The sequence below is a fragment of the Amycolatopsis sp. NPDC104775 genome, assembly GCF_055583325.1.
This window is the reverse complement of sequence record NZ_JBVJOE010000001.1, coordinates 1255757-1272605: the sequence shown is the minus strand read 5'-3', so window position 1 is coordinate 1272605 and position 16849 is coordinate 1255757. Positions and strand designations below refer to the sequence as shown.

Here is a 16849-nt window from a genome sequence, read left to right as displayed (position 1 = left end):
ACGAAGGTTTCCGCCCGCCGCTCATCGAGGCACGTTCGCCTCTACGACCTTCGACGGGGTCAGCCGCACCACGACCCGGGCCTGCTGACCGGGGTCGGGCTCCCACGGCTTCCCCGTATAGGCTCGGCAGAGCTCGTCCATGAGTTCGGCTCCGCCCTCTTCCGTCATCGTGACGGTGCCGCGGATTTCGACGTAGTGATAAGGGTTTTGCGGGTCATGCGCGAGCAGCGTCACCCGGGGGTCGTGGGTCATGTCGCGCCATTTCTGCCTGCCGCGCACGGTCACCATGAGCAGGTCGCCACCGTCGCGGCGGACCCAGATCATGCTCGAATGCGGGGCCCCGTCCCTGCCCACGGTGGTGAGTGCCGAGAAGTAGGGGGCCTGAAAGAACCGGGCGGCCTCGCCGTCCAACCGCGTCGACGCGGAAATCTGCACTGCCATGCATCCAGATTTACCAGTCCCGCGCCCGCCCGCGCCGGGCTCGGGCAGCTTCGGGGACTCACGAGTTCGTCGAGGGAGCGGCTCGGTTGGGCCGCGAGGGAGGGCACATGCTGTCGGCGGCGGTCGTTTGCGATGCGGCTGCTGAACGAACTGGGTTTCGGTACCGGTCTCGGCTATTCGGACGTGGACGTGCAGTTCGGAGCGGCTGTCCGGGACGGGCCAGCCACACGGCGAGGGTGCCGGTCAGCCGGTCCCGCATCGGTTCGGGCGCGATTCCGGAGGGCCTGGAACACGGGTGCTGCGCGCCAGTCCGGACTCGGCGAGCAGGACGGCGTTCGCACGGTCGGCCTTCGAAGTCCGGGCGAGTTCGTCCGGATCGAATGGGCTGCCGACGGACTGACATGCCGGAAAGCGTCCGAGGGTCCGAACGCGATAGCGCGGTCAGAAAGCCCGGCGGTCGTCTTCCTGCTTTACGACCTCGGCGAGGTCGTCGAGATTGCGCAGGGAATGCAGCGGTCGTGCCATCCGGTGGTTGGCGCGCATCGGTTCTTCGTTTCTGCTCAGCCAAGCCCAGTAGCCAGCGGTGAACGGGCAGGCCCGCTCGCCCCGGCGCCGCCGGGGGTCGAACCAGCAATCGCGGCAGTGGTCGGTCATCTTGTTGAGGTAGGCGCCGCCGCTGAGATACGGCTTCGTCGCGACGACGCCGCCGTCGGCGTGCTGGCTCATCCCGATCACGTTCACCGGCATCACCCACGGCGTCCCGTCCACGAACGCGGTGGCGAACCAGTCGTTGAGGGCGCGCGGGTCGTAGCCGCGTTGCAGCGCGTGGTTGCCCAGCACCATCAGGCGCTGGATGTGGTGCACCCAGCCGCGATCGCGCACCGACTCCAGGGCGGTGCGCACGCAAGCCGCGCGGATCTGCCCCGGCCGCAGCGCCGTCCACCAGCCGGGCAGCGGTTCGGTGGCGCCGAACGCGTTGCGGTCCAGGTAGTCCGGTCCCAGATGCCAGTAGAGCTGCCAGACGTACTCCCGCCAGCCCAGCACCTGCCGCACGAACCCTTCGACACTGGCGAGCGGCAGCCTGCCGTCCCGGTGTGCGGACTCGGCCGCCCGCACCACTTCCAGCGGGTGCAGCAGCCCGTGGTTGAGCGGCACCGACAGCAGCGAATGCGCCATCGCCCAATCCTTGGCCAGCACCGCGTCTTCGTACGGACCGAATGACGCGAGCCGTTCGTCGACGAAATGCCGCACCGCAGTCAGGGCCTCGGCCCCGGTGATCGCGAACCGGCGCGGGCCGTCCGAACCGACCGTGGGAAACGCCCAGTCGTCGAGATCTCGCCGCACCTGCGCGTCGATGCCGTCCTCGTCCGGCAGCCACGGTCGTGCGATGCCGAGCCTCGCGGCACCGGAAGGGGGAGGTTCGCGGTTGTCGGCGTCGAAGTTCCACCGGCCGCCGACCGGCTCGTCGCCGTCCATCAGCACGTCGAAGCGCCGTCGCTGGTCGCGGTAGAAGTCCTCCATGAGGAAGCGCTTTCGTGCCCCGGCCCACTCGGCGAACTCGGCGCGGGACAGGGCGAACGCCGGAGTGGGCAGGACGTCGGCGACCAGACCGTCCGCGCGCAGTTGCTCGACCAGGCGCGCCGCCCCGTGCGAACTCGGCTCGTGCACGAGCACCGGCCGCCCGAATTCCTGGAGGGCCTCCCGATAGGTCTCGCTGCGCAGGACCACCGCCTGATCGCCCAGTTCGGCGCCCAGGTGGCGCAGGCCGGACAGCACCAGGTGCAGTTTCTGCCGGTGGAAGGGCCGTCGCCGCAGCGCGGCGAGCGATTCGACCAGCACCACCTGCCGGTCCGCGTGCCCGGCCCGGAAGTGCGGCCCGAGCTGGTCGCCGAACAGCAGCAGCGGCGTCTCCCGGCTCATCGGCCGGCCGCTTCGAGGTCGCGGTGGCCCGTGAGGTGCCGCAACGCGACCTCCAGCCCGGGATGGCGGAACCGGTGCTCGAGCGCGGTGAGCCGGGCGGGCAGCACCTGCTGGCTGGCCAGCGCGAGCTCGTCCGCGCCCTGGCCGCCGAGCAGCAGCCGGGGTCCCAGCGCCGGGACCGGCAGCAGCGCCGGCCGGCGCAGCACCGAGGCGAGGACCTCGGCGTACTCGCCGTTGCGCACCGGATTGGGCGCGACCGCGTTCACCGGGCCGGACAGCGTCTCGTCGAGCACAGCGCGCAGATAGATGTCGGCGAGATCGTCGATGCCGATCCAGGACAGCCACTGCCGGCCGGATCCGATGCGCCCGCCCAGACCGGCGGCGAACAGCGGGAGCAGCATCCGCAGCGTGCCGCCGCGCGGCGACTGCACGATGCCGGTCCGCACCGAAACCGTGCGGACCCCGGCTCCGGCGGCGGCCCGGGCGGCGTCTTCCCAGTCGGCGACCAGGTCGGCGATGAACCCGTCGCCGCGCTCGCTGTCCTCGGTCAGAACCTGCTCTCCCCGGTCGTTGCCGTAATAGCCGATCGCGGACGCGCACACGACCGTCTCCGCTCCGGACCGCGCCGCGAGTTCGGCCAGCAGACGGGTGGGACCGATTCGCGAGGCGCGCAGATTTTCCTTGTGGCGCTCGGTGAAACGGCCCGCGATCGACGCGCCGGCCAGATGCACCAGCGCGTCGACGCCTTGCAGGAGGTCGCCCGCCGGCGCGGACGGATTCCACTGGCGCTCGTCGCGGGTGCGCGGCGGTCGGCGCACCAGTCGGACGACCCGATGCCCGGTGGTGCTCAGCAGCGCGCACACCGCCGTGCCGACTAGTCCGCTCGACCCGGTGACGGCGACCGTGACCGGGCCGCGGTGCCATGCCTTGGCGCGCGCGGCCGAGGCCAGGTCCTCGGCCAGCTGGTTGTGCCGGTAGCGGAACATCGACTGCAGCAGGAAACCCGGCACCGGCGTGTCGACGGTGTCGGTGACGCGGGTCGAGCCGTCGGCTTCGCCGTCGAAGCGGTGCGTGTGCCGCCACGGCACGGCGGTCGCGAACGGCTGGCTCACCACCTGGTCCACGAACTGATGCGGTGCGTCGTAGCCGTCGGCCTGGTGCGCGGCTGCCCAGCGCAATCCGCCGGGCAGTCCGAGCACCGCGGTGCCGTCCCGGACGTCGGTCGCCTCGGCCACCGGCCGCAGCGGCTGCCACGGCGGAATCAGCCGGGACAGCGCGCCGGGCCGGGTGTGCCAAGCGAAGACCTCCGCCAGGTCGGCGGGCACGACGCTGGTGAACCTCAATCCCATCGAGACTCCGTAAGTCATCCAGTGGCTTGGCCGGAGCGACGCTGCCGCACCGATTCCCCGCCGCGCGTCTGCCGGACCGGTATTCCGCCGGACGTCCGCGCGGACGCGATTAGGTTTTCCGTTGTGTACGAAGGAAAAACCGTCGTTCGGCGTAGGCGAGGTCGTCCCGCCACAGCCGTGCGGCCGCTCGGCGCATCAACGGGCGCAATACCGGAGAGACCCGGCTGGCCCGCGCGAAACCCGGCCGTGCGGACGTGGCTATGGTCGCCTCGATCACCGCGGTGCGCGGGAGTCCGTCCGGCCCGGGGCCGAGCGGGGTGGCGTGGGTTTCGACCACACTGCCTTCGCCTTCGCCCTCCACGATGGTCATCAAGACGGTCCGCGGTTCCGGACAGGTGAATTCGGCGATCACCGGAACGCCCCAGGAACCGGCCAGCCGGAAGGTGACTTCGACGACGAACCGGTTCTGCGGCTGCGGCACGTCGCGCTCGCGCGGTGCGGACAGCACCCGCAGCCGGGTGAAGGAGTACGGGTGGAACCAGGCTCCGTGCCACGGGTCGAGCCGGTTGGCCACGATGTCGCCCGGCTCGCAGGTTCCGACCAGCGTCGCCACCGCGTCGACGGTGACGCCGGAAGGCCGTGCCGGAACCACCGGGCGCTCGGTCGGCGGCTCCCCGCCCAGTTCGTCGAGCCGCGCCCACACCAGGACCCCGTCGTCGTGGCAGGGCACCGGGGACCACCCGGCGCGACCAGGGCCGATCCGCAGGCCGTGCCATCGGCACACCAGTTCGCCGCAGTCCACCCGCGCCTGCTCGAGCGGTGCGCCCAGATGCGGGCACGCGCCCGGGCCGACGGAAACCGCGCCGTCCTCGCCGCGCCAGGCCACGAGTTCGCGTCCGCCGACGGCGACTCCGAACGGGCGGCTCGCCCCGACGTCGCGGGCGGCCGCGATCACGAACCAGTTGCCGGACGGACGGGCTTCGGCGCGTTCGAGGGCGGCATCGATGACGGCGGGGCTGCAGTCGCCGAAAGTGGGTTCCTGTCGCGCCCATCGCGGTTCGCGAAAGGGCTGGACTGGCCAGCGAGCCGGCCATCGCCCGATCCACCGCCGGCCGAGATCCACTGCGCACCGCTCCCGTCTTCCGCTGCCGGCCGGGTTGGCCGATCACCGGAATCCTCACGCATGTGGAGCGATGTTGCAACGGTTGGCGCTCTGCGGCGAGTCCAGGTGCGCGGCGACCAGGTCGAGGGCATCGGAAAGGCTGTCGACCCCGGCCAGGCCCCGCTCGGCGAGGTGCGTCCATCCCGGACCGGCCAGGACGACCGCGGCCCCTTGCTGTTCCAGGCGCAGCCGCACCGGCTCGTCCGCGGTGGACGGCGCGGCCGCCCAGAGCATCACCAGCGCCGGGTCGAGAGCCGAGGTCATGGCCGCGATGGTTTCGGACGAGGCCGTCGGACCGAGGAAGACCGCCGGGACGCCTCGCTCGGCCAACTCGGCGCGCAGGACCTCCATCGGCAGCGTGTGTGCTTCGCCGGGGCAGCAGGACAGCAGAACCGGACGTCCGGGCGCGGGGTCGGCGAACCGGGCGCTCTGGCGTTCCAGTGCCAGCGAGGTTTCGCTGGTGAGCGCCCATTCGGAAGCGAAGCACGTTTCGCCGCGCTGCCAGCGCCGCCCGAGTTCCCGCAGGGCGGGGGCGAGCAAGTCGGTCCAGGTCGCGGCCGACCCGATGCTGCGGAGCGAGTGGTCCAGCAGCGCGGCTATCGAGGCGAACTCGAGAGCTTCGGCGGCACGGGTCAGCTCGGCCGTGCGCCCGGGCTTCGCTTCGAGAGGGGCTTCTGCTTCGCCGAAAACGGCCGCGGCGGCTTCGCGGGCGCGCATGCCGCTCGCGATGAGCCGTTGCATGTGCTGCAGGCGGCGGACATCGGCGTCGGAGTAGCGCCGGTGCCGCCCGTCTCCCGGCAGGGACGGGCCGACCCTGTAGCGCGCGTTCCACGTCCGCAGCGTCACGGGGGAAACCCCCAGGACGTCGGCGACCTTCCCCGCCGCCCACGACCTTCCGGCGCGAGAGGCCGCACCTGTTTCCGCGTTCATCGACACCACGTTCCCGTCGCAGCTACCGCCGACCGGCGCGCGGCCCGCCAGGTCGGCTCCACCCAGCGGATGAAGGACGCCCCGGCGTCCGGTGCGGCATCTGATGACAGCCCTGGCCGCCTGTCCGCGCAGACCGGTGAACTGCCCCGACAGCTTAGCCAAGCCGGTGCTGTGCACCCTCGGCCGCCAGCGGGACGGGCCGCGGCCCCTCCGGCGGCTGCGGTGGACAACCTCCGGCAATTATGAAACGGTTGTGAATCGATTGGGTCGGCAGTGGGGAGAGCGTGTGGCGGAGTCCGCGGCGGGAGAAGCGACCACGGTCGCGCAGACGTCTTCCGCATGGCTCGACGTCGTCGGCCGGAGGTGTCTCGACGAGGCCCGGAAGTTCGCCGAAGCGCGGGTCGCCGAGCATTTCGCCGGCCGGGCCGAAGGCCGCCTCGCCGAGACCGCGCTGCCCGAGTTCGTGGCGGGCGGGAAATGCCTGCGCCCCCTGTTCGCCTATGTCGGCTGGTGCTGCGGGAAAGCGGAATCCGACGCCGCGCTGCGTGCCGCGGCGAGCCTGGAACTGCTGCACTGCTTCGCGCTGGCCCAGGACGACGTCATGGACCAGTCGCCGGTGCGGCGGGGACGGCCCGCGCTGCACGCGCGTTTCGCACGCTGGCACGCGGACCAGGGGTGGCGCGGATCCGCCCGGCGGTTCGGCGACGCGGCGGCGATCCTGGCCGGCGACCTCTTCCTGGTCTGGTCCGAGCAGATGCTGCGCGGCAGCGGCCTCGATTCCGCCGCGCTCGCCCGGGGATGGCCGCACTACGACCGCATGCGCTCCGAGCTGGCGGTCGGCCAGCTCGCGGACTTGGCGGCCGACGCCCGCGCGCTGCCCAGCTGGGAAACGGCGCTGGACGTCCTGCGCCGCAAATCCGGGAACTACACCGTGCGGCGCCCGCTGGAATTCGGCGCGGCGCTGGCCGGGTGCTCCGCGGCCGGTCTCGACCGGCTCGGCGAGTTCGGCGGACTGGTGGGGGAGGCGTTCCAGCTGCGCGACGATCTGCTCGGCGTGTTCGGCGAAGCCGCGGCCACCGGCAAGCCGGACGGCCAGGATCTGCGCGAGCGCAAGGCTTCCAGCGTGGTGGTCCTGGCCGCTCGGATGGCCGACCGGGGCCAGCGGGCGGCCCTCGCGGAGGTAGCCGTGGTCGAGGACGTTGACGACGGCCTCGTCGAGCGATGGCGCGGGCTGATCGTCGCCACTGGCGCGCGCGAGCGGATGGAGGAACTCATCCGCGAACGCACGGAGAAGGCGATCGCCGCGGCGGAAGCGGCGGTGATCCCGCGCCACGCGCTCGGCCTGCTCTCCGAACTCGCCCTGCGCTGCACGGAGCGAACCCGGTGAAAACGGTTCCCGGGCGCACGGATCGAGTCGTCGTGGTGGGAGCGGGCCTGTCCGGTCTGGCCGCGGCGCTGCACCTGGCGGGCAGGGGACGGTCGGTGACCGTCGTGGAGCGCGATGCCGGACCTGGCGGCCGCGCTGGATTCGCCGAGCGGGACGGGTATCTGCTCGACACCGGGCCGACTGTCCTGACGATGCCTTCGATTCTGCGCGACACCTTCGCCGCGGTCGGCGCCGACCTGGACCGGGAATTGCCGTTGACGCGCCTGGATCCCGCGTATTCCGCGCGGTTCGCCGACGGCAGCGTGCTGCCGGTGCACTCCTCCGGCGAGCAGATGGCCGCCGCGATCCGCGAATTCGCGGGTCCGGCCGACGCGGAGGGCTACCTGAAGCTGCGGGACTGGCTGACCCGGCTCTACCGTGCGGAGTTCAGCCGTTTCGTCGACGCGAACATCGACTCGCCGCTGGGCATGCTGAGGCCCGAACTCGCGAGGCTGGCGGCACTGGGCGGTTTCCGGCGCTGGGACGCCAAGGTCGGCACGTTCCTCCGCGACGAGCGGTTGCGGCGGGTGTTCACGTTTCAGGCGCTCTACGCGGGCGAATCGCCGATGCGCGCCCTCGCGCTGTACGCGGTTATCGCGTACATGGACACGGTGGCGGGAGTGTTCTTCCCGGAGGGCGGCATGGCCGCGCTCCCGAAAGCTCTGGCACGTGCCGCCGCGGCGGCAGGCGTCGACTTCCGCTACGGCGACGAGGCGACCGAGCTGGAACGGCACGGAGCCAGAGTCACTGCGGTCCGGACGGCGGCGGGGGAACGTTTTCCTTGCGACGCGGTGGTCCTCACCACGGAGCCTCCGGAAAGCTACCGGTTGCTCGGACGGACGCCGCGCCGCTTGGCACCGCTGCGCGCGGCGCCCTCGGCCCTGATCGTGCACACCGGCGGTACCGGAAACTGGCCGCAGGTCGGGCATCACACGATTTCCTTCGGCCACGGCTGGAAAACGACCTTCGACGACCTGATCGCCGCGGGCCGGCCGATGAGCGACCCGTCGCTGCTGATCACCCGGCCGACCGTGTCCGCGCCGCGGCTCGCGCCCGCCGGCCGGCACCTGTTCTCCGTCCTCGCCCCGGTCCCCAACCTCGAGCGAGGCCCGATCGACTGGGCCCGGAAAGCCGGTTCCTACGCCGAAGAAATCCTCGAGGTCGTGCGCGAGCGGCACCTGCCCGGGTTCGAACCCGAGTTCTCCCACGTCGTCAGCCCGGCCGACTGGGCACGCCGGGGCCTCGTGGCCGGGACCCCGTTCAGCTACGCGCATTCGTTCCCGCAGACCGGCCCGTTCCGGCCGCGGAACCTGCCCGCCGGCACGGTCAACGCCGTGCTGGCCGGAGGCGGCACCGTGCCGGGCGTGGGCGTGCCGACCGTGCTGATCTCCGGCAGGCTGGCCGCGGACCGGATCACCGGAGGCCCGCGATGACCCGCCGCGAACTCGACGCCGCCGGCATCCGAGCGCCCCGGCTGCGGGCGGCGTATGCCTGGTGCCGCGCGGTCAACGCCCGGCACGGCCGCACCTACTTCCTGGCCACCCGGCTGCTTTCTCCCGCCCAGCGGCCCGCCGTCCACGCGCTGTACGGATTCGCCCGCGCCCTCGACGACGTGGTGGACTCGCCCGGTCCCGCCGACACACCGGCATCGCTGGATCGGCGCCTGGCCGAAGCGCACGCCCGGCTGCTCGCCGATCTCGACAAGGGGACCAGCGACGATCCGCTGCTCGCGGCGCTGGTCGACACCGCGACCCGGTACGCGCTGCCGGCCGCGTACTTCACCGCGTTCGTCACCTCGATGCGCATGGACCTCACCGTCGCCGACTACCCGTCACGGGCGGAGCTGGCCCGGTACGTGCACGGATCGGCCGAGGTGATCGGCTTGCAGATGCTGCCCGTGCTGGGCACTGTCGCGACCCGCGAGGAGGCCGAACCCCGCGCGGCCGCGCTCGGCACCGCCTTCCAGCTCACCAACTTCCTGCGCGACGTCGCCGAGGACCTCGAGCGCGGCCGGGTCTACCTGCCCGCCGACGAACTGGCCGTCCACGGCGTGGATCGCGCCCGTCTCGCCTGGTGCGCCGAGCGGCGGCGGGCCGACGCCGCGGTCCGCACCGCGATCCGGGAGCAGATCGCGATCACCCGCCGGGTCTACCGGGAAGCCGCGCCCGGCGTCGCCATGCTGCATCCCGCCTCGCGGCCCTGCGTCGCCACCGCGGCGGAGCTGTACGGCCGGATCCTCGACCGCATCGAGGACGCCGGGTGCGACGTGTTCGGCGGCCGCGCGGCCGTGTCCCGCGGCCGGCGGCTCACGGTGGCCGGTCGCGCGTGGTCTCGCGCGCTGTGGGCGCGGTGGCGCCACGAGCCAGTCCTCGCTCCGGCGGCGGAGGCCTGACATGGGCAAGACCGAATACCTGCTGGTGCTGGCGGCCTGTGTGCTGGTGACGCTGCCGCTGGAGTTAGCCGGCGCGCGCGTCTACCGCCAGCCCCGCCGGCTCGCCCGCGCGATCCTGCCCGTGAGCGCGGTGTTCCTGCTGTGGGACGCGATCGCGATCGCCGCCGGGATCTGGGACTTCACGCCCGAGTTCGTCACCGGCGTCCGGCTGCCGTTCTCGGTTCCCCTGGAAGAAGTGCTGTTCTTCGCGGTCGTTCCGATCTGCGGAGTGCTCACCTACGAGAGCGTCCAGCTGACCATGGCCTGGCTGCGACGGCGAGCGCCGCGATGATGCCTTGGGGCTACACGGTTCCCGCGGTGCTCGCGGTCGCCGCCGTGGTCGCGGCCGAACTCCTGGTGCTGCGGACCGGGCTGTTCCGGAGCGCCGCCTACTGGGTCACCGTCGTGATCGTCACCGGGTTCCAGATTCCCGTGGACGGCTGGCTCACGAAACTGTCCGCGCCGATCGTGCGCTACGCGCCGGAGGCCGTCACCGGCTGGCGATTCCCCTGGGACATCCCGGTCGAGGACTTCCTTTTCGGCTTCGCGCTGGTGACCGCTGTCTTGCTGCTGTGGGAACGCCGGAGACCGCACCGCGACGAACAGGAGACCTCATGAGCGCCATGCCCGGCGACGGGCTGCCGCGGGCCGAGGTGCCCGCGGCCTTCGACGCCCACGCCCCCTGGTACGACCGGCTCACCGGAGCCAGTCCCGGGTATCACCGCCATCTGCGGCTCTCGGCGCAACGGCTCGGCCTGCCCGGGGACGGCCGCGGTTTGCGGCTGCTCGACGCCGGATGCGGCACTGGCGCGTCCACCGCGGCGCTGCTGTCGGTCGCCCCCGCCGCCCGGATCATCGCCTTCGACGCTTCGTCCGCGATGCTGGCCCAGGCCCGCGCCAAATCGTGGCCGGGCAACGTCGAGTTCGTGCACACCTCCGCCGAGGACCTGGCCGGCGTGGCCGGACCGTTCGACGCGGTTTTCGCCGCCTACCTGGTCCGCAATCTGGCCGATCCGGACACCCAGCTGCGCAGGCTGGGCAGCCTTCTGCGGCCCGGCGGCCGGATCGCCCTGCACGAGTACTCGGTCCGCGACTCCCGCCGCGCGCTGCTGATGTGGAACGCGGTCTGCACGGCCGTGATCATCCCGCTGGGCGCGGCGACCACCGGGGACGCCGCCCTCTACCGCCATCTGCACCGGAGCGTGCTGCGCTTCGACGGCGCGTCCGCGCTGGCCGCGCGCCTCGCCCGCGCGGGCTTCCGCGACGTCCGCAGCGCCTCGGTCCCCGGCTGGCAACAAGGCATAGTGCACACGATCACCGGCACCGTCGCACCGGAAAAGCCGTGACGGCGCACCGCAAACCGGATCCCCGGCGCGTCACCCGGCCCGCGCGCCCCGGGCTGGCGGACGCGGGTCTGCTGGGCCGCCGCCCCGCGGTCGCCGTGGTAGGCGCCGGAGTCGCCGGGCTGACCGCCGCGACCGGGCTGGTCGAACGCGGCGTCACCGTGACCGTGTTCGAGCGGGAGACGTATCTGGGCGGAAGGGTCGGCGGCTGGCCCGAACACCTCCCCGACGGAACACCGGTCACCATGAGCCGGGGTTTCCACGCGTTCTTCCGCCAGTACTACAACCTCCGCGCCCTGCTGACCCGCACTGATCCCGGCCTGGAACGTCTCGTCCCGCTCGCCGACTACCCGCTCGTCGACGCGCACGGCCGCACCGACACGTTCGCCGGCCTGCCGCGTACGCCACCGTGGAACGCACTCGCCTTCGCCTTGCGCAGCCCCACGTTCCGGCTTCGCGACCTGCTGCGGCTCAACGCCCGCGAGGCATTGCCCCTGGCGACAGTAAGCGTGCCGGAGACCTATACCCGGCTCGATCACGTAGACGCGGAGGCGTTCCTCCAGTCAATGCGCTTCCCGCCCGCCGCCCGGCACCTGGCGCTCGAAGTGTTCTCCCGCAGCTTCTTCGCCGCCCCCTCCGAGCTGTCCGCCGCCGAACTGGCGACCATGTTCCATCTCTATTTCCTCGGTTCCAGCGAAGGACTCGTCTTCGACGTGCCCGCCGAACCTTTCCCGCAGGCACTCTGGGACCCTCTCGCCGAGTACCTCTCCGCCCGCGGGGTCGCCGTCCGCACCGCCACCGAGGTGCTCGCGCTGGAACGTTCCGCCGACGGCTTCATCGTGACGCACAGCGACGGCGAGCAGGCTGTCGACGCCGTCGTCCTGGCCTGCGATCTGCCCGGCCTGCGCAATGTCCTAGCCAATTCGCTGGAGATCGGCACGCCCGCATGGCACGCCTCGATCGGCACGCTGCACACCGCGCCGCCGTTCGTCGTACGGCGGCTGTGGCTCGACCGCCCCGCTGCCGCGCACCGGCCGCCGTTCCTCGGCACCGGAGGTCTTCCGCCGCTGGACAACATCAGTCTGCTCGACCGTTTCGAAGGCCAAGCCCGAAGCTGGGCCGCCCGGACCGGCGGGGCAGTCGTGGAACTGCACGCCTACGCGGCGACCGGAGACACCGCGGACCTGACGCGCACGATGGATGCCAGGCTGCACCAGCTCTACCCCGAAACCGCGGACGCACGCGTCGTCGCCGAGAAGACCATTCGCCGACAGGACTGTCCCCTGTTCGCCCCCGGGGCCTTCGCAAACCGGCCGTCCGTGGTTACTCCTGATCCGGCGCTGGTGCTCGCCGGCGACAGCGTCCGGATCGATCTCCCCGTCGCGCTGATGGAACGAGCGGCGACGACCGGCTGGGCGGCAGCCAACAGGCTGCTCGAACATTGGGGCATCACTGGCCACCCCCTGACTTCCGTGCCCAACCGCGGCCGCATCCCTCTGCTGCACCGGCTGGCGGCCACCACCGGTTCCGGGCTTTCGCGGTCGGCTTCTTGAGCCGCTCGCGGGCATGAAACGAGCCCGGGACCGTTCCCGGGTCCTCGGTGTAGCTTGGAATTCGTGACCAGGAGCGGGCCCGCCGACGGCCACTATGCGATTGTCGTCGTCGACAGCAAGGAATTCAGCCGTTTCCTGACCCGGCCGGCGCAGATCGAGGCAAGGGCAGGCGTTTACCGCGCGCTGGAGACGGCGTTCGGCCGGTCCGGGATCCCCTGGGACGAGTGCCCGCACGAGGATCGCGGCGACGGCGTGCTGATTCTGGTTCCGGGCCGGTTCTCCAAGAATCCGCTCGCGGCGGTCCTGCCGGACGAGCTGGCGCGCGCCCTCGGCGAGCGCAACGACCGGCTGCCCGAGCGCGAGCGGATCCAGCTGAGGGTGGCGTTTCACGCCGGCGAGGTCGCCGCGGACAGCCACGGCTACACCGGCACCGCCATCAACCTCGCCTTCCGGCTGGTCAACTCGGCGCCGTTGCGCGGGGCGCTGGACAAGTCGTCCGGAGCGGTGGCGCTCGCGGTGTCGGCGTGGTTCTACGACGAGGTGGTCCAGCACATCGCGGCCGCCCGGCCGAAGTCCTACCGCCGCGTTCGCGTGGAGAACAAGGAAACCCGAAGCGACGCGTGGATCAGCCGCCCGGACGATTCCTATCCGGACCGGACATCCGACACCGATCCCATTCCGGATCGGAACTTCGAAAAACGCTACGTCGATTTCGTCCGGGAGGACAACGCGGGTTTCGAGCTGTTCAAAGTCGCCCGGCGGCGCGGCCCGGCCGATTGCTCGTTCGACAAGTACTACGTCGTCCCGCCCGTCACGCGGCGGCGGCCGGCGGCGCCTGACCCGGAGCTGACCGGTGCGGGCACGGACTCCGCCAGCGCCATCGCCGACGCGCGCCGGGTTCTGCTGCTCGGAGGCGCGGGCGCCGGCAAGACGACGTTCCTGGCCTGGCTGGCCAACGATGTCGCGCGCCGGCACGACGAAGAGGGTCCGTGGTGCGGGGTCGTGCCCTTCCCGATCTCGTTGCGCCTGTTCTCGGAAACCGACCTGCCGAAGGACCCGGAGTTGCTGCTGGCCGCCGTCGCGCCCCCGCTCGCCGAGGAGAAACCGCGGGGCTGGGCCACCGAATTGTTCGCGTCCGGCCGGGCGATGCTGCTGGTCGACGGGCTCGACGAACTGGTGGCGGATCGGCGCGCGAGCGCTCGTCAGTGGATCGAGACGCTGGTGCTCGCCTACCCGGACGCTCGGTGCGTGGTGAGCACCCGGCCGTCCGCGGTGGACGATCAATGGTTCGTCGAGACCGAAACCGGGATCGGCCTGGAGCGGTTCGAGCTGCCGGAACTGAGCCGGCTCGGCCTCGGCCGGGTCATCGACCGCTGGTTCGCCGCCGCTGCCGACCAGGAGCCGGGCGCCGAACAGCGGGAACTGCTGAAGACGTATCCGGAGCGGCTTCGAACGGAGCTGGAGACCCGCCCGAACCTGCGCGGCCTGGTGTCCAGCCCCTTGATGGCCGGGCTGCTGTGCGCCCTGTACCGCGAGGACCAGTACCTGCCCCGGACCCGCCGGGAACTGCTCGACCAGGCGATCGACCTGTTGCTCACGCGCTGGGACGACACGGCGCACCGCGGGATGACGGCCGTCGACGGAGTCGACCTGGGCAAGGCGGAGAAGCAGATTCTGCTGGAGCGGTTCGCCTCGTCGATGGTGCGGCGCAACGAACTGCTGGTGCCCCGGCCGGAGGCGCTCGACCGGCTGGATGAGGCGAAGAAGGGGTTGCGTGCGCAGGATCTCCCCGCCGGACCGCTGCTGCAGCACTTGCTGGAGCGGTCCGTGCTGCGGGAGAGCGCTGCCGACCATCAGATCCAGTTCATCCACCGCACGTTCCGCGACTATCTGGCCGCCGCCGACCTCGTGAAGCGGGGGCAGCTCGACGAACTGGCCAGCCACGCGCACGAGGACTATTGGTACGAGGTCGTCTTCATGGCCGCGGCGCGAGCGCGGGAAGGCGAGGTCGCCGAGCTGCTCGGCAGTCTCTTGCGGCGGGCCGGGCGCAGCACCGACAAGGCCGTCGCGGACCGGCTGAAACTGGTCGCCGCGGCGTGCTTGGAGTACGCCGACGTGGTGGATCCGCACAGCCGGCGCGTCGAGGTCGAGGAGGCAGCGCGCCAGCTGGTGCCGCCGGTCGACGTCCAGCAGGCGGAGATGCTGGCGAAGGCCGGCCGGTTCGTCGTCGGCCTGCTGCCCGGACCGGACGAGCTGACCGGGCCGAACCGGGACACCGCCGCCGCGGCGGTGCTGCGCACCCTCGCTCTGGTGGGCGGCGAGGAAGCCTGGCAGAAGATCCGGCCGTTCACCGCGATGCACCAGTCCACGGTCGTCAACGAGTTGCTGCGCGGATGGCGGGCGTTCGACTTCTCCGAGGACTACGCCGCCGAGCTGCTGTCCAAAGTGGACTTCGGAGACCTGGTGCTGAACGTGCACCGGTGGGGGATGCTGCCCCGGCTGCGGCATCTGGTGACGCTGCGCGCGGTGAAGATGATCGGCGACATCGCGCTGGTCAGCGACCGGGACGGCCTCCGCCCGCTCGCCGCCGTGCCGCGGTTGCGGCGGTTGGAAATCGCGTCCAACGAGGTAGTCCGGGACCTGAGTCCGCTGGCGGACTGTGCCGCGCTGAAAGTGCTGACCATCTCCGCCTACAGCTCGCTGCGGGATTTGTCCGGCCTGGCCGGCTCCTCGGTCGAGAAGCTGCGCCTGCTCACGATCGGCAAAACGGTGCGGACCTACCCGGCCCTCGACACGCTGGCCGGGACTCCGCTGCGTTCCCTGTCGCTTCGGCACCCCGCCCTTTCCGACGGCCTGCACGCCATTCCGGCCGGGCTGGCCCTGACCGAACTGGCGATCCACAACCGCCCGGACAGCCGGTCGCTGCTGGGCATCGAGCGGTTGCGCTCGCTGGAGAAGGTGACGGTGAACGGAGTGCTGCTGCCGGACGAGGTCGAGGCCTTGGGCGAGCTGCCCGCGCTGAGCCGGCTGGTGCTGCGCGATCCGTACCCGCTCGACGACCTGGCCCGGCTGCGACCGCTGGCCGACCGGCTCCACGTCCTGGAACTGCGCGGGGCGGACGAGTCGGACCTCCGGATCGCGGCGAAGGCCGTCGGCGACGAACTCGCCGCGAAGCTGCGCGATTAGGGTGCGCGAGCAGTCGCCTCAGCCACGCCTCGAAGCGGCGTCACGGTAAGGCGAGGCAGCGCCCTCGACGTTCTGCGACAGCGCTGAGTCGATCCGGCTTGGAGGAATTGTCAAGGCTTGTGGGTGGGCTTGTACCGCTGCTCGCTGGTCATCTCCTTGTCTCGTCGGGTTTTTCGGCGGGATGTGGTTGTCGGCGTTGCGGTCGAGGTTGTCGGCGTGGTTGCTTCGGTGAGTGCGGCTAGTACGGCGGTGACGGCGGGCGGGTCGGGTGGGTCGCCGTAGGTGGCGGCGTGGATTCGGCGCTGAAAGCCGGTGAGTTCAGTGGCGTGGATGTCGGGCCGGCGGTGGGCGCGCAGCGCGAGCCCCGGCAGCGTGGTCACGCCTATGCCTGCGGCGACGAGGGCTTGTACGACAACCATGTCGTCGCTGTGCGAGGTGATGCGGGGCGTGAAGCCCTCGTGCCGGCACACCGCGTTCAGCTCGTTCTGGCACCGTTCGCAACCGCCGATCCAGGCGGAGTGGCGATGGTTCGTGAGACTGTCGCCCGGCCGCTGGCTGATCAGGTAGATCGGGTCGTCGGCGATGTGGACCAGGCGGAACTCCTCGTCCTCCACCTGGGTGTCGGCGTGCCGGAAGACGAGGGCGACGTCGATCTCGCCGTGGCGCAACAGCTGGAGCGCCTCGACCGGGTGCCGCTCGATCAGGCTCAGCTCGATTCCCGGGTGTTCCCGCGCCAGCGTGGCGACCGCCGTGGGCACGATGGTGCTCAGCGCCGAGGCGTTGGCGGCCAGCCGGACCCGCCCGGCCTGCAGGCCGACCTGTGCTGCGAGTTCGTTGGCCGCGGCGTCGACCCGGCCCACGATCTCGGCGGCCCGCTGGGCCAGCAACTGCCCTTCCGGCGTCAACCGGACGCCACGGCCGATCCGCTGCAGGAGCCGGACACCGGTGGCCGCCTCCAGGCGGGACAGGTGATGGCTCACCGAGGGCTGGGAGTAGTGCAGCTCTTTTGCCGCTCCGGTCACTGACCCGTGCCGGGCCACTGCGGCCAGGACCTTCAGATGAACCAGGTTCAGCATGCATCAAAGATATCAATGTGTTGCGAGCCGAG

At 71.6% G+C, this 16849-nt stretch carries 14 protein-coding genes; 8 read left to right on the top strand and 6 right to left on the bottom strand.

Annotation, left to right across the window (positions count from 1 at the left end):
• Positions 1-21: 21 nt before the first annotated feature.
• The 5 genes from ACZ63D_RS05545 to ACZ63D_RS05525 form a co-directional block, all read right to left on the bottom strand.
• Complete coding sequence (locus ACZ63D_RS05545; protein ID WP_465353098.1) at positions 22-441, bottom strand: PPOX class F420-dependent oxidoreductase; 420 nt, start codon at positions 439-441, stop codon at positions 22-24.
• A gap of 441 nt (positions 442-882) precedes the next feature.
• Entirely contained in the window at positions 883-2361 is a 1479-nt protein-coding gene (locus ACZ63D_RS05540) for a cryptochrome/photolyase family protein (protein ID WP_465353097.1), read from the bottom strand.
• Positions 2358-3710 (bottom strand): TIGR01777 family oxidoreductase, encoded by a 1353-nt coding sequence (locus tag ACZ63D_RS05535; protein WP_465353096.1) that lies wholly within the window; start codon positions 3708-3710, stop codon positions 2358-2360. Before ACZ63D_RS05535 ends, ACZ63D_RS05540 begins: the two co-directional genes overlap by 4 nt.
• Before the next feature lie 109 nt (positions 3711-3819).
• Complete coding sequence (locus tag ACZ63D_RS05530; protein ID WP_465353095.1) at positions 3820-4833, bottom strand: DUF5914 domain-containing protein; 1014 nt, start codon at positions 4831-4833, stop codon at positions 3820-3822.
• Between the two features lie 54 nt (positions 4834-4887).
• The gene (locus ACZ63D_RS05525; RefSeq protein WP_465353094.1) at positions 4888-5802 is read right to left on the bottom strand and encodes a MerR family transcriptional regulator; all 915 of its coding nucleotides are present in this window, start codon (positions 5800-5802) and stop codon (positions 4888-4890) included.
• A 286-nt stretch (positions 5803-6088) separates the two neighbouring features.
• Between ACZ63D_RS05525 and ACZ63D_RS05520 the strand changes: the two genes are divergently transcribed.
• The 8 genes from ACZ63D_RS05520 to ACZ63D_RS05485 all read left to right on the top strand — a co-directional run bounded on the left by ACZ63D_RS05520 (position 6089) and on the right by ACZ63D_RS05485 (position 15741).
• The gene (locus tag ACZ63D_RS05520) at positions 6089-7189 is read left to right on the top strand and encodes a polyprenyl synthetase family protein (RefSeq protein WP_465353093.1); all 1101 of its coding nucleotides are present in this window, start codon (positions 6089-6091) and stop codon (positions 7187-7189) included.
• Complete coding sequence (gene crtI / locus ACZ63D_RS05515; RefSeq protein WP_465353092.1) at positions 7186-8661, top strand: phytoene desaturase family protein; 1476 nt, start codon at positions 7186-7188, stop codon at positions 8659-8661. The genes ACZ63D_RS05520 and crtI overlap by 4 nt, the downstream gene beginning before the upstream one ends.
• Complete coding sequence (locus ACZ63D_RS05510; RefSeq protein WP_465353091.1) at positions 8658-9620, top strand: phytoene/squalene synthase family protein; 963 nt, start codon at positions 8658-8660, stop codon at positions 9618-9620. Before crtI ends, ACZ63D_RS05510 begins: the two co-directional genes overlap by 4 nt.
• A 1-nt stretch (position 9621) precedes the next feature.
• The gene (locus ACZ63D_RS05505) at positions 9622-9951 is read left to right on the top strand and encodes a lycopene cyclase domain-containing protein (RefSeq protein ID WP_465353090.1); all 330 of its coding nucleotides are present in this window, start codon (positions 9622-9624) and stop codon (positions 9949-9951) included.
• Positions 9948-10277: a lycopene cyclase domain-containing protein gene (locus ACZ63D_RS05500; RefSeq protein ID WP_465353089.1), complete on the top strand. Its 330-nt coding sequence runs from the start codon at positions 9948-9950 to the stop codon at positions 10275-10277. The genes ACZ63D_RS05505 and ACZ63D_RS05500 overlap by 4 nt, the downstream gene beginning before the upstream one ends.
• The gene (locus tag ACZ63D_RS05495) at positions 10274-11005 is read left to right on the top strand and encodes a class I SAM-dependent methyltransferase (protein WP_465353088.1); all 732 of its coding nucleotides are present in this window, start codon (positions 10274-10276) and stop codon (positions 11003-11005) included. The genes ACZ63D_RS05500 and ACZ63D_RS05495 overlap by 4 nt, the downstream gene beginning before the upstream one ends.
• A complete protein-coding gene (locus ACZ63D_RS05490) occupies positions 11002-12555 on the top strand; it encodes an FAD-dependent oxidoreductase (protein ID WP_465353087.1) in 1554 nt (517 codons plus the stop codon). The genes ACZ63D_RS05495 and ACZ63D_RS05490 overlap by 4 nt, the downstream gene beginning before the upstream one ends.
• 63 nt (positions 12556-12618) lie before the next feature.
• Positions 12619-15741, top strand: a complete 3123-nt coding sequence (locus ACZ63D_RS05485; RefSeq protein WP_465353086.1) for an NACHT domain-containing protein — start codon at positions 12619-12621, stop codon at positions 15739-15741.
• Positions 15742-15851: 110 nt separating this feature from the next.
• On the opposite strand, the gene ACZ63D_RS05480 is transcribed toward ACZ63D_RS05485, so the two are convergent.
• Positions 15852-16817 carry a LysR family transcriptional regulator gene (locus ACZ63D_RS05480; RefSeq protein ID WP_465353085.1) on the bottom strand — a complete coding sequence of 322 codons (966 nt, stop codon included), beginning with the start codon at positions 16815-16817 and terminating at the stop codon, positions 15852-15854.
• Between the last annotated feature and the right edge of the window lie 32 nt (positions 16818-16849).